Raw genomic sequence first — 12,277 nt, forward strand, 5'->3', positions numbered from 1 at the left:
GGAAAAACCCGCGGGGGCGATCCCGCGGGTTTTTGTTTGAGATTTACACTGGAGGCCGGTTCAACCCTCATCCGGTTCGGTGCCGGCACCGCCGCGCTTGTAGCGATCGAGCAATTCGCTCACGCTCGGCTCGCGTTCAGGCATCGGCGACAGGCCACGCAGGCGCCGCAGCCTGGCAACGAAGGCGCCTCGCTTATACTTGCGGCGGAAGGAGCGGGCGCGGGGATGGATGCCAAGAGCCGCCATCAGCCTGCGCCTGAGATAACTCGATGCCGCCAGACGGACGGGTTCGTGCGAATGGGCAAGAATGTCCACGCGCAAGGCGTCTGGCGCCTGCATGGCGTCCAGAAGGTCCTTCTGTTCCTGCGCACTGTCGCCGAGATAGGAACCTTTGCGTATGCCGGAATGCAGCTTGATCACTGTGAGGTGCGGCATCGTCGCGATCACCGCCCGCTTGCGCCACGCCCGAAACAGCCAGTCCTGCGAACTTTCGCAAAAGCATTGGCTGGCCGGCCGCCAGGGTCCGAGCAGGCCGAACGAAGCGCGGCGGAACAGTTGCGCCGAGCCAAATCCTTCCGTCGTGACCGGGTCATAGTAACCGTCAGTGCCGAACCCGAAGATCGAATTGAGGGGATCGCCGGCCGCCGACGGCGGCCGAATGACGGCGCCGCGCGCCAGCACCACGTCGGCGCCCGTCGCGTCGATCCAGCCGGTCATCGCCGCCAGATGGTCGGGAAACCACAGATCATCGTGGTTGAGCAAGGCGACGAAGCGGCCACGCGCCCTGGCAAAGCCGATATTGTTAGGGCCGGACTGTTCGCCGAAATTGACGGGAAGATCGATGTAGACGATGCGGGCATCGCGAAATTCAGCGACGACGGCCGCCGTATCCGACCTGCAATCATCGCCGATGACCAGGGCTTCCCAGTCCTGCAGCGACTGGCGCACCAGGCTCGTCAGCGCCTGCCGCAGTGCCGCCGGGCGGTTGTGGGTTGCGATCACGACCGAGACCAGCGGTTCGCCGTCGGCCTGATCGCGCTGCACGGATGCTTCCACGCTACACCAGTTTGTAGGGAATGTGGTCGGTATCCGGCGGCAGGCGCCAGTGATCGGGCTGATCGTAGGCATAGGCCTTGTCAACGAGATTGAGCAGCACCGCCGTCTCCGCTCCAAGTGAAACAACGCCGTGCCATATGCCGGGCGGAATGATGACCACCGCCGGGCGCAACGGGCCGATAATCTTGTGCCAGACGGCGCCGAAGGTCGGTGAGGCCTTGCGTCCGTCAAACAGCGAAATGCGAACGCTGCCGACGCAGCAGAAAAGCCTGTCGATGGTTACCGCATGGGCATGCCAGCCCGTCACCGCACCGGGATACAAGGTGCGTTGGAAGACCTGACCGACCGGCTCCGCATCGAGCTCCCACTCCTCGCGAAAAATCTCGGTCAGATAGCCGGTGGAGGTTGCGACCGGCCTGATCTCCTTGACCCTCACGCCATCAATCGCCACCGGCTCGATGGGCATCCAGTCAGGCGTGACCACCTGGCCGTCGGCCGTTCCGGTCGCCATCCAGCCGGTCGGTTTTGTCTGGTTTTTGTCCTGCACGGGTGCCCCAATTCAGCGTGATGCCGCCATTGGCCAGCACGGTCTGATACGAATTCGACCGGTCGCTGGCAAGTATGCCTCAACGTCTGCAGACGGGTTTCGACCTCGCTGCGCTTGACGTTTCCGACACGACCGTAGGGCCGCATTGCCCAAAACATCGTTCCGTCCTGCCCAAGCCCGAGCCATCCGCCTCCTTTAATACCCGACCATTGGCCAGGGCGTTGCGATTGACGCGGTGTCCGGCTCGCCCTCGCGGCGACTACGAGCAGGGAAAAGACATTTCGGGCAGGGAAAAGACATGGACATTTTTTTGATGACGTCTTCGCTTGCGCTGGCTGGAATTATTGCCGGCATCTACGTCTCGGGCGTAATCCACGACTTTCGCATCGATGATCTCACCGCCGGCCAGTACATGGCCATGCATCAGATGCGTGACAGGACGTTTACCCGGGTGATGCCGGTCGTCAGGCTGACGACGCTGGTGCTGATCGCGGCGATGGCGATGTTTGCGGTCGACGCCGGCCTGCCGCGCATCCTGACCATCGTCGCCGCGGCGCTGGTGGTGATCGACATTGGCTTCACCGTCAGCCGCCAGGTGCCGCTCAACAAACAGGTCCAGAGCTGGACGCCGGTGACCATTCCCGATGATTGGGCGCAAACGCGCGACCGCTGGGCGGCCAACCACAATCTGCGCCTTGTACTCGGGCTGGCTGAGTACGCCTGCCTGTTTGCCGCGGTCATCCTGACGCTCAGCCGGTGATTCCGTTTTTGCGAAACGCAGCGGCATGGGCCGGCGCTGGCCGCTCGTGCCCGCTTTTGAAGGAGAAACAGACGATGCCGGTTCTGCTGGTTACCGAGATCGAAGGACAGACCCAGGCGGGTTACGAGAGCGTGCTGGTCAAGGTCGGCGATGCCGTCAGGCAGTCGCATGGTTTTGTCCTGCACGCCTCCCACCCCACCGAGCAGGGCTGGCGCGTGGTCGAGATCTGGCAGTCGAAGGAGGCCGCGACCCTTTTCTTCTCCGCCCATGTCGCACCGAACCTGCCCAAGGGCATCAGGCCGAAGATTTCGTTCCACCAGCTGCACAATCTGGTCAGGCCCTAGACCGGCGGTAACCAACGACAGAGCTCGGTCGCCGATCGATCGGGCAGATGCGGGAGGCGAATAGACCCGTGAACTGGATCGATCTCATCAGCTGGAGCGACGTGGTCGGCTATGCCGGAACCGGCTTCACCATCATGGCCTATTCGATGCGGCGCATGTTGCAGCTGCGCGTGGCCGCGGTGATGAGCAGCGTCGCGCTTCTTGTCTATGCCGTTCTGACCTCTTCCGGGCCAATTATCGTTATGGAATTGATCCTGCTGCCGATCAACAGCTACCGGCTGATCGAGTTGCTGAGGCCGCCAGGTAACCTGGCAGTTCCGCCGCGGCGCCACGCGATGGTTACATCCCCGGTCCAGAAAACACCTCACTGACAAGGTGGCTGTGACGGGCCGTATTGAAAGACAGGACTATTGCCATGCTGCACCACGCTTCATTCAACGCCCGCGATCCGCAGGCCGTCGCCACCGTTCTTGCCGAAATGCTTGTCGCCACAGCGGTTCGCGCGCCGTCGCCGCCATTCCCGCAGGGCGCATGGTTCGTCTGCCTTGGCGATGATTTCGGCTCGCTGATCGAAATCCTGCCTTGCGGCACGGTTCTGGACCAGAAGGCGCCGCTCGGCATTGGCTTTGATCCGCACATGCGCCTGCGCTCCGGCTCGCATGTGCTGCTCAGCACGCCCAATTCGACCGAAACCATCCAGGGCATTGCCGCCCGCACGGGTTGGCACAGTGAACTGATCGACGCGCGCCTGTTCAAGGTGCTCAAGGTCTGGGTCGAGGACGAAACCCTTGTCGAATTCCTGACGCCCGAGATCGCACCGCTCTACCGCACGACATTCGGCTGGGGCGGCATGGCGACACTCAACATCAAGCTGCGCGAGTTGGAAAGCCAGATGGCGGCAGCTCTTGCGGCCAAGGCTGCGACGCAGCGGGGCTGCAAGGATGAGCTGGCCGACGCCATAAGTCGGTGAACACCGGAAGCTCAGAAACACCTTCAGATGCGCACCAGAGTAGAGTTCCCAACTGTCTCTGAGATCAATTGTCGCTGGCTTCCGCCTTCAGCCAGTTGATGAACGATCTGGCAGGCTCCCAGGCCGAGATGGACGGGTGGATGACGACATAGTGGTTCCAGTTCGTCGGTATGTCCGTTGTCAGGAGACGGACGAGCCGGCCGGTGCGCAAATCGTTCTCGACCAGCGATTTCCTCGCGATGGCGACGCCCAGTCCGCTTGCCGCCGCTTCGACGGCCAGCAAAGTGCCGTTGAGATTCATGCCGTCGCCAACCGTATCCAGCGGCAGATTGTTTCTCTCGAACCAGTGGCGCCAATTGGCGCCGCTCTCGTCATTTTCGGCTGTTGTGTCGAGGATGCGAAACAGTGGCAGCACATCGTGCTGGTCTCTGACAGGGCCGTTGGCGGCGAGATAGTCGGGACTGACGACTGGAAAGATCGCGTCGCCCATCAGCCATTCGGTCTCGACGGCCGGATAGTGTCCACCGCCGAAGCGCAAGGCGATGTCGACGGTTCGCTGCGAAAGGTCGACAACTGCAAGATCGGCGTTGATGTCGATCTCTGTTTCGGGATGCTTTTTGCGAAACCTGTGCAGGCGCGGCGCCAGCCAGCGCACGGCGTGAGAGGGGATGGCGGTGACCCGCAACCGCGTTCGTTCACTGCGCGCCACACTGGCGATCGTGCTCTGGATCTCGAGCAGAGCCCGCCGCACCCCCGCCGCCAGTCTTTCGCCTTCAAGCGTCAGCTCGACGCGGCGGACATGGCGGGTGAACAGGAGCACGCCGAGATCGGCCTCAAGGTCGGCAATCCGATGGCTGAGCGCACTCGCCGTGACATTCAACTCCTCGCTGGCGCGTTTGAAGCTGCCCAGCCGGGCGATGACCTCGAAAGCCCGAATGGATTCCAGCTGTGGAAGTCGTTTCGTCATTTGGCGCTACCGATCCGTCCATCCACTCCATTAGTATGGATGAACGTTCCTCATTCATAGCGTCGTAAAAAGTCTTTTGTCCAGATGCGCAAATCACTGTAGCCATCCACTGCCCCCCGATTGCCGCCGTCGGAATGAGAGGCCGTTCATGCAACGAGCCTCGACCACGAACGACTGTGAAACGATGACAATCGCTTGGGAGTACCCATGACCATTCGACCACCTGAGTTTGCTTATGCACGCTTTTCAACGGCCATGTGGCCGCGAACTGAATGGCGTGGTGTCTATTGCGACCTGTTGCGTCGGATGGTGACCGACATGGATTTCAACGTCACCGAGGAAAAACTCTCCGTCGACGCGACCATCCTGCGGCTGCCGGGGGTCGGCGTCGCCGATTCCAGGACTACCGCCTTCTGCACCACCCGTTCCCGGGCAATGGGCAAGGGGACGGATGATTACATTTTCTTCATGTGTCTCGAGGGTGCTGCCAGTTTCTCGCATCTAGGCCGCGAGGCCAGCATCGAGGCCGGCCAGGCCATCCTTCTGTCCTCTTCCGACCCGCATGTGATCGAGAGGGCAATGTCGCGTCATCTCTTCATCACGATTCCGAAGGCGGCCCTCGGGCCCATGGCTGCGAACGCAGATGCCGTCCTGATGACGCCGATGTCGTGCGTGGGCGAGAAGTTCGGGTTGCTGGCCAGCTATGTGCGCCTGCTGATGCAGGAGCCGGACCTTGCCACATCCGAACTGTGCTGGCTTGCCGCCAATCACATACAGGACCTCGTTGCGGTCACCATCGGGGCAACGCAGGAAGCCACCGAGGTCGCCGCAGGGCGCGGTATACGTGCCGCGCGGCTGCGCACCATCAAAGCCGACATCGAAAGCAATCTGGCTTCCGGCGACGTCGGCTCCGACGCGCTGGCCGCGCGCCACCGCGTCAGCCCGCGCTATATCAGAAAGCTGTTCGAGGGTGAGGGCACATCGCTTTCGCAATTCGTGCTTGGCCGCCGGCTGGCCCTGGTTTGCCGGAAGCTGGCCGATCCGCGCCTTGCCCATCGCACCATTGGCGCCATCGCCTTCGATGCCGGCTTCGGTGATCTGTCGACCTTCAATCACGCCTTTCGCCGGCAATTCGGCACGACACCGTCGGAAGCGCGGCAGAGCGCGGCTGTGCAACACGCCTCGCTGGAGCCCGGCGGCCGAACCGGCCACGCGCGGCAAAGCGCGAGGGGCGAGGCGGCGACGTGACCTCACAACAAAAGCCCGCAGGATCGCTCCCGCGGGCTTTTGGTCGCCTGAGATGATGTTGCTTCGAGGGAAGCAAAAAGCGAGAAAATCTTGAGGAAGCGGCCGCTTCTTCTTAGGCGCCGCCACCACCGGGGATGCCGGGCGCGAGCTTGCTGGCGCCGTTGATGATCTGGCTGAGGAAGTTCTGGTCCTTGCCGCCGGTCGGCGTGGTGCGCGAGACGAAGTCGAAGATCTTGCCGTCCTTCAGGCCGTAATTGGCGATCTGGGTGACGCGCCCGTCTTCGCCGAAATAGACTGCCAGCACTTTCTGGTCGACCAGGTGCGGCTTGTCGAAGGCGACATAGCGCTTGCGCGTCTGCGAGATGTAATAGAAGGCTTCATTGTCGAAAGTTGCCGTCGTCGACGGCGTGCCGAGCGCCAGAAGCACCTGTTCGCGGCTGGAGCCTACCGGCACCGAGTCAACAGCTTGCTGGTCGATGACATAGCCCTGCGTCAGCGTCTCGCCCGGGGTAAGGTCGCCGAACATTTTGGACGAATTGCAGCCTGACAGCGCGGAAGCCACCAACACCAGCGAAACCGCCGCGGTAGCCCCGGGCAGCAAAGTCGACTTGAATTTCAGCGCGCGCAACAACAACTCCATTAGCTGACCGCAACTTGCGCTGGGCGGCAAAACCGGTAAACCAGCTTGCTTGCCGATGCAACAAGGCCAATTCAAACAAAAGGTCCCCAGGAGACCACCCTCAATGTTCCAGCGCCTTTTTGGCCGCGAACGCAACGCCAACCGCGCTATCACCGAGGCGCTTTACGCACAAATCGTGGCAGCGGCGCGGCAGACTGTGTTTTATTCCGACTGGAATGTGCCGGACACTCCGCTCGGCCGTTTCGAGATGCTGTCGCTGCACATGTTCCTGTTTCAACATCGGCTGCGCGGCGAAGAGGGCGTCGCGCAAGAGGTCGCGCAGGTGCTGATCGACGAGTTCTTTCTCGATGTCGAGCATTCGCTGCGGGAGCTGGGCGTTGGCGACGTCGGCGTGCCGAAGCGCATGAAGAGGCTGGCGAAAATGTTCTACGGCCGTACCGCCGCCTATGACGACGCGCTGGAACGCCGTGATGGCGATGCGCTTGCTGCCGCCCTGGCGCGCAATGTCAGGCCCGACGCCGGCGCCTGGCCGCAGGCCCTGCCGCTGGCGTCCTATGTGATCGATGCCGCAAGGCAGCTTGAGGCACAGCCGTCCGAATCGATCCTCTCCGGCACGGTAGCGTTTCCCGTCGCCAAGATACAATGACGGCAAGGCGCAATGAAGGAAATCAAGAGGGAGGCTGAGATGAAACATGCGGACACGCCGAGCCCGGTGTCATTCAAGGCCAATGTCGGTCGCCTGCCGCAAAAAGGCCTCCCGGTGGTGATCTATGCCGACCCAGCGCAGCGCGCCGCCCTTGCCGCAGAGCACGAGCTGCTCTCGGTCGAAAACTACCGCGCCGAGTTGCTGGTGGCGCCGTGGAAGCGCAACGGCGTCAAGGTCAGCGGCCGCGTCGAGGCCGATATCACCCAGGCCTGCATCGTCACCCTTGAGCCGGTCGCGGCCCATATCGACGAGGAGGTCGAGGCGCTGTTCCTGCCGGAGCAATCCAAGCTCGGACGGCAAGGTTTCGAAGGCGGCGGCGAGATCCTGATCGACGCCGAAGGGCCGGACAGCCCTGAAACATTCTCCGGCGACACGATCGATGTCGGCGCGCTCGCCGAACAGTTCTTCGGGCTGGCGATCGATCCCTATCCACGCAAGGCAGGCGCCTCGCTGGAGGCGGCTGGCCCGGACGAGCCGGTCGAGAACGAATTCCAGCAAAAGCTGCGATCCTTGCTTAGAAAATCCTAAAACACGACGCGATCGGAGAAAAGTCGGTTGTGCGGCAGCCCAAAACCGCTATTTTCGCCGAACCTTCGCGAGCCCCCGAATTTCGCGAGTTCGTATTTCGCGGGCCACGAGCCCTGGCCCAAGTTAGTGAGATAAAGACCGCGTGATCAGGATTTCCATCGATGCCATGGGTGGCGATCACGGGCCAAACGTGGTCATCCCGGCACTCATGACGGTCGCTGTCAGGCGTCCCGACATTCGCTTCATCATCTATGGCCGCGAGGAGATGGTGCGCCCCGAACTCGCCAAATTCCCCAAACTGGCCGAGGTCAGCGAGTTCCATCATTGCGAGATCGCGGTCAGGATGGACGACAAGCCGAGCCAGGCGCTGCGCCACGGCCGCTGGAAGTCGTCGATGTGGAAGGCGGTCGAGGCGGTCAAATCAGGCACGGCGCAAGCCTGTATTTCGGCCGGCAACACCGGCGCGTTGATGGCGATGTCGAAATTCTGCTTGCGCACCATGGCCACCATCGACCGCCCGGCGATCGCGGCTATCTGGCCGACGATGCGCGGCGAGAGCGTTGTGCTGGACGTCGGCGCCACGATCGGCGCCGATGCGCACCAGTTGATCGATTTCGCCATTCTCGGCACCGGCATGGCGCGTTCGGTGTTCGGCATCGACCGGCCGAAAGTCGGCCTGCTCAATGTCGGCGTCGAGGAGATCAAGGGCCAGGAAGAGGTCAAGGAAGCCGGGCGCATGCTGCGCGAGGCCAATATGGCTTCGATGAATTATCACGGCTTCGTCGAGGGTGACGACATCGGCAAGGGTACGGTCGATGTGGTCGTCACCGAAGGTTTTGCCGGCAACATCGCGCTCAAGACGGCGGAAGGCACGGTGCGCCAGATCTCAGGCTATCTGCGCGCCGCGATGAGCCGCACGCTGATGGCCAGGATCGGCTATGTCTTCGCCAAGGGCGCCTTTGACCGCCTGCGTGAAAAGCTGGATCCGGGCCGCTCCAATGGCGGGGTCTTCCTGGGTCTGAACGGCATCGTGGTAAAGAGCCATGGCGGCGCCGATTCGGATGGTTTTGCGGCAGCGATCGAGCTTGGCTACGATATGGTGCGCAACAATCTGATCGACCGCATCGAGGCCGATCTCGATCTGTTCCATGCGCGCAATCCGCATGCCCAGGCAAACAGGAAAGCCGACGCCGCCGTCGACGCAAAGGAATAGGAAAGAACCTTGATCAGATCAGTCGTGGGGGGGGGCGATTTCGAAGGCATGGTCGAGACCTCCGACGAGTGGATCGCCCAGCGCACCGGCATCCGCCAGCGCCATATCGCCGCCGATGACGAGACGACGGCATCGCTCGGCGAGGCCGCCGCGCGCGCGGCACTCGACAGCGCCGGCCTGACGCCCGCCGACATCGACGTCATCGTGCTGGCGACCTCGACGCCCAACAACACCTTTCCGGCGACCGCCGTCGACATTCAGAACCGGCTCGGCATGCATCACGGCTTTGCCTTCGACATGCAGGCGGTGTGCTCGGGCTTCGTCTATGCGGTGACCACCGCCGACCTCTACATCAGAGGCGGTCTGGCGAAGCGCGTGCTGGTGATCGGCGCGGAGACGTTTTCGCGCATCCTCGACTGGAGTGATCGCTCGACCTGCGTCTTGTTCGGCGACGGCGCCGGTGCGCTGGTGCTGGAAGCGGGTGAGGGGAGCGGCGGCATTGCCGACCGTGGCGTGCTGGCGATGAGCCTGCGCTCCGACGGCGCCCACAAGGACAAGCTTTTCGTCGATGGTGGCCCCTCGACCACCGGCACGGTCGGTCATCTCAGGATGGAAGGTCGCGAAGTGTTCAAGCATGCCGTCGGCATGATCACCGACGTCATCGAGGCGACGTTCTCGCAGGCCGGCATCACCGCCGACGACCTCGACTGGTTCGTGCCGCATCAGGCCAATAAACGCATTATTGACGCTTCGGCCAAGAAGCTCGGGATTGCCGAACAAAAGGTGGTGGTCACAGTCGATTTGCACGGTAACACCTCGGCTGCTTCCGTGCCGCTGGCGCTTTCGGTGGCCGTCGCCGACGGCCGTATCAAGAAGGGCGACCTCGTGCTCCTGGAAGCGATGGGCGGCGGCTTCACCTGGGGCGCGGTTCTCGTTCGCTGGTAAGTGCCGAACGGTCCGGTTTCGGTCCTTGACCTTGCCGGATCAATTACTTAGGCTCTGCCTTTACCTGTATCGATTTATGTTTTTAGAGCTGATGGGACGGTCGCATGGGGGGAAAGACACTTACGCGCGCCGACCTTGCCGAAGCTGTTTACCGGAAGGTCGGCCTGTCGCGCACTGAATCGGCAGAACTCGTCGAAGCAGTGCTGGACGAGATCTGCGAAGCCATCGTGCGCGGCGAGACGGTGAAGCTGTCGTCCTTTGCCACCTTCCATGTCCGTTCCAAGAACGAACGCATCGGCCGCAATCCCAAGACCGGCGAGGAAGTGCCGATCTTGCCGCGCCGGGTGATGACCTTCAAGTCGTCGAACGTGCTGAAGAGCCGCATCCTGCGCTCGCATCAGAACAGCAAGGCCAAGGTCGGCAAATAGGTTTCTGTCGCAGGCTTCGGTTGAAAACGCCGGGCCGGTTTGACGCCGGGCTTGAATGTTGTTCCATAAACCGCTGAAATAATACTCGATTCGGCAGACTAGGCTGGATCGCAGTCCAGCGTGAGGATTTCGCCCATGGACAAGAGCCCCGACGCTTTCCGCACCATCAGCGAGGTTGCGGAGGATCTCGATCTGCCGCAGCACGTGCTGCGCTTCTGGGAAACCCGTTTTAACCAGATCAAGCCGATGAAGCGCGGCGGCGGCCGCCGCTACTACCGGCCGCAGGATGTCGAACTGATCAAGGGCATCCGCCACATGCTCTACGACCAGGGTTACACGATCAAAGGCGTGCAGAAACTGCTCCGCGAGAACGGCAACCACTTCCTGGTCGCCATCGGCAATGGCGACATGGCGGCCGTCGAAGCGATCTCGCAGCGCAAGCAGGCCGATCAGGTGCCTCTGACGCCGGCGGCGCAACCGCGCGGCATGGACGACGAGATGCTTGTCGGCCAGCCCAAGGTGAAACCCAGCCGCCGCTTTTTCGGCCTGGGCAAAACCGAGGAGGAAGGTCCGGTCCAGCCCGGCGCGTCGAAACTGTCGCGCGACAACCGCGCCTTGCTGCAGGAGGCGCTGTTCGACCTCTTGGAGTGCAAGCGCCTGCTCGACCAGGTGCGCTAGACCTCTAGGCAACTGCCTATGGTCGAGCAAAATCGGAACCGGTTCTGCGGCCATGCGTTTGGCCTTCTCTGAGAAGAAGGAAAACAATCATGGTATCGTTTTCGACCCTCTCCGATGTCGATCTCGAAAAGCAGGTCGCGACCCTTTCCAAGGAGCTTGCCGCCTTGCGCAAAGTCGTGGCTAAACGCGGCGGCGCTTACTACGAGGACGGGCGCGATGCTGCCTCCGACTACTATGCGCAGCTTGCCGACCGCCTCAGTGATGCTATGCCCGCAATTAGGAAGCAGGGCAGGGCTATCGAAAGGACGGCGCGCGATCATCCGGCAACGGCGGCTGCCGTGGGCCTGGTGGTGGTCGGTCTCGTCGCCAGTCTGCTGCTCAGCCGGCGCTAGGCACATCCTGATATATTCCGAGAAAATGGCGGCCGTCCCGAGGGCGGCCGCCATTTCCGTCATCGGCGACCGATTTACTTGGCGAGCTTGATCTTGCTCTTGGGGTCGACCTGAGCGGTCGTGCGGCATTTGCCTTAGACGGTGCCGTTGGAATCGGTGCCGTCAACATATTTGCCCTTGCAGTCCAGCTGCAGGACCATACAGGCACCGTGGCCCTTGCAGACCGGGCCGTCATTGCTCGGAAGCGTACCGGCGAAAGCCGTGGTCGAAACCGAGGCCGAACCGAAAGCCGAGACGACGAAAGCCGCGGCCAGCGTGATGCGCTTGAAGTTGGTCATTTGAGCATTTCCTTCTCTGGATTGAGGATCGCCGTCATGGCGTCCTTCTGGGTTGGGGATCGCCTTCTTGGCGTCCATGCCGGGTTAGTGCGGCTCCCAGAACAAAGGTTCATGCGTGGTTCGAATTTTCTTCGTGCTTTTTCGCGAAGTCGATTTTTAGCCTTCGTCAACAGCCGGCGTCAGGTGGGAAACGGCCGACATCGATCATGCATTTGGCGTGAAGCGCACTGGCGTAGCGGCGCGGCATGCCATGCGAAGGTCGCACGGTAGTGTGCCGAAAATGGCCGGCCGAGAACCGAGTCCGCCCCGGCTCATGTCAGGTGGCGGCAGCAGTCATTGTCGCCATCTTGGCACCGCGCTTTCTGCCCCGCCTAGGAGCCTGTCCCCGTATTTGGGTGTGGAATGAGCGGTCGGCGGCGGGCTGCGCCTAGACAGCTGGATTACGGCGTGATTCTTTGGGGCATGAGCAAGACGTTTCGCCCCTGGCTGATCGATCAGCCGCAGCTGTTTCCGGCCT

General features: G+C 62.1%; 17 protein-coding genes. 12 read left to right on the forward strand and 5 right to left on the reverse strand.

Annotation, left to right across the window (positions count from 1 at the left end; genetic code table 11):
* Window positions 1-60 precede the first annotated feature (60 nt).
* Both AC1DYO_RS10540 and AC1DYO_RS10545 read right to left on the reverse strand, forming a co-directional pair.
* A complete protein-coding gene (locus AC1DYO_RS10540; protein WP_477262880.1) occupies window positions 61-1,044 on the reverse strand; it encodes a glycosyltransferase family 2 protein in 984 nt (327 codons plus the stop codon).
* A gap of 13 nt (window positions 1,045-1,057) precedes the next feature.
* A complete protein-coding gene (locus tag AC1DYO_RS10545) occupies window positions 1,058-1,603 on the reverse strand; it encodes a dTDP-4-dehydrorhamnose 3,5-epimerase family protein (RefSeq protein ID WP_477262882.1) in 546 nt (181 codons plus the stop codon).
* Between the two features lie 298 nt (window positions 1,604-1,901).
* Here AC1DYO_RS10545 and AC1DYO_RS10550 point away from each other — a divergent pair, with 298 nt between their 5' ends.
* The 4 genes from AC1DYO_RS10550 (at window position 1,902) to AC1DYO_RS10565 (ending at window position 3,677) form a co-directional block, all read left to right on the forward strand.
* Window positions 1,902-2,363: an anthrone oxygenase family protein gene (locus AC1DYO_RS10550; RefSeq protein WP_477262884.1), complete on the forward strand. Its 462-nt coding sequence runs from the start codon at window positions 1,902-1,904 to the stop codon at window positions 2,361-2,363.
* A gap of 74 nt (window positions 2,364-2,437) precedes the next feature.
* Window positions 2,438-2,707: a hypothetical protein gene (locus AC1DYO_RS10555; protein WP_181060727.1), complete on the forward strand. Its 270-nt coding sequence runs from the start codon at window positions 2,438-2,440 to the stop codon at window positions 2,705-2,707.
* Between the two features lie 68 nt (window positions 2,708-2,775).
* Window positions 2,776-3,078 (forward strand): YgjV family protein, encoded by a 303-nt coding sequence (locus AC1DYO_RS10560; protein WP_477262886.1) that lies wholly within the window; start codon window positions 2,776-2,778, stop codon window positions 3,076-3,078.
* Window positions 3,079-3,122: 44 nt separating this feature from the next.
* A complete protein-coding gene (locus AC1DYO_RS10565; protein WP_477262888.1) occupies window positions 3,123-3,677 on the forward strand; it encodes a hypothetical protein in 555 nt (184 codons plus the stop codon).
* Window positions 3,678-3,741: 64 nt separating this feature from the next.
* Here the strand turns inward: AC1DYO_RS10565 and AC1DYO_RS10570 are convergent, their stop codons facing one another.
* Entirely contained in the window at window positions 3,742-4,644 is a 903-nt protein-coding gene (locus tag AC1DYO_RS10570; protein ID WP_181060724.1) for a LysR substrate-binding domain-containing protein, read from the reverse strand.
* A gap of 207 nt (window positions 4,645-4,851) precedes the next feature.
* Here AC1DYO_RS10570 and AC1DYO_RS10575 point away from each other — a divergent pair, with 207 nt between their 5' ends.
* The gene (locus tag AC1DYO_RS10575; protein ID WP_477262891.1) at window positions 4,852-5,892 is read left to right on the forward strand and encodes a helix-turn-helix domain-containing protein; all 1,041 of its coding nucleotides are present in this window, start codon (window positions 4,852-4,854) and stop codon (window positions 5,890-5,892) included.
* Between the two features lie 112 nt (window positions 5,893-6,004).
* On the opposite strand, the gene AC1DYO_RS10580 is transcribed toward AC1DYO_RS10575, so the two are convergent.
* Window positions 6,005-6,520: an outer membrane protein assembly factor BamE gene (locus tag AC1DYO_RS10580; protein ID WP_235984483.1), complete on the reverse strand. Its 516-nt coding sequence runs from the start codon at window positions 6,518-6,520 to the stop codon at window positions 6,005-6,007.
* Between the two features lie 115 nt (window positions 6,521-6,635).
* Here AC1DYO_RS10580 and AC1DYO_RS10585 point away from each other — a divergent pair, with 115 nt between their 5' ends.
* The 7 genes from AC1DYO_RS10585 to AC1DYO_RS10615 all read left to right on the forward strand — a co-directional run bounded on the left by AC1DYO_RS10585 (window position 6,636) and on the right by AC1DYO_RS10615 (window position 11,422).
* Window positions 6,636-7,178, forward strand: coding sequence for a ubiquinol-cytochrome C chaperone family protein (locus AC1DYO_RS10585; protein WP_181060721.1), 543 nt, complete (start codon window positions 6,636-6,638; stop codon window positions 7,176-7,178).
* A 39-nt stretch (window positions 7,179-7,217) separates the two neighbouring features.
* On the forward strand, window positions 7,218-7,766 hold the full coding sequence (locus AC1DYO_RS10590) for a YceD family protein (protein ID WP_477262893.1): 549 nt from the start codon (window positions 7,218-7,220) through the stop codon (window positions 7,764-7,766).
* Between the two features lie 142 nt (window positions 7,767-7,908).
* Complete coding sequence (gene plsX / locus AC1DYO_RS10595) at window positions 7,909-8,979, forward strand: phosphate acyltransferase PlsX (protein ID WP_477262895.1); 1,071 nt, start codon at window positions 7,909-7,911, stop codon at window positions 8,977-8,979.
* 9 nt (window positions 8,980-8,988) lie between these two features.
* Entirely contained in the window at window positions 8,989-9,924 is a 936-nt protein-coding gene (locus AC1DYO_RS10600) for a beta-ketoacyl-ACP synthase III (RefSeq protein ID WP_477262897.1), read from the forward strand.
* A 104-nt stretch (window positions 9,925-10,028) separates the two neighbouring features.
* Window positions 10,029-10,352 (forward strand): integration host factor subunit alpha, encoded by a 324-nt coding sequence (locus tag AC1DYO_RS10605; protein WP_477262899.1) that lies wholly within the window; start codon window positions 10,029-10,031, stop codon window positions 10,350-10,352.
* A 135-nt stretch (window positions 10,353-10,487) separates the two neighbouring features.
* Complete coding sequence (locus AC1DYO_RS10610) at window positions 10,488-11,030, forward strand: MerR family transcriptional regulator (protein ID WP_142868005.1); 543 nt, start codon at window positions 10,488-10,490, stop codon at window positions 11,028-11,030.
* Window positions 11,031-11,119: 89 nt separating this feature from the next.
* The gene (locus AC1DYO_RS10615) at window positions 11,120-11,422 is read left to right on the forward strand and encodes a hypothetical protein (RefSeq protein ID WP_477262901.1); all 303 of its coding nucleotides are present in this window, start codon (window positions 11,120-11,122) and stop codon (window positions 11,420-11,422) included.
* 134 nt (window positions 11,423-11,556) lie between these two features.
* Here AC1DYO_RS10615 and AC1DYO_RS10620 read toward each other — a convergent pair whose 3' ends face one another.
* The gene (locus AC1DYO_RS10620) at window positions 11,557-11,760 is read right to left on the reverse strand and encodes a hypothetical protein (RefSeq protein ID WP_477262903.1); all 204 of its coding nucleotides are present in this window, start codon (window positions 11,758-11,760) and stop codon (window positions 11,557-11,559) included.
* Window positions 11,761-12,277 lie beyond the last annotated feature (517 nt).

This window comes from Mesorhizobium sp. P2_F5, from assembly GCF_056403715.1.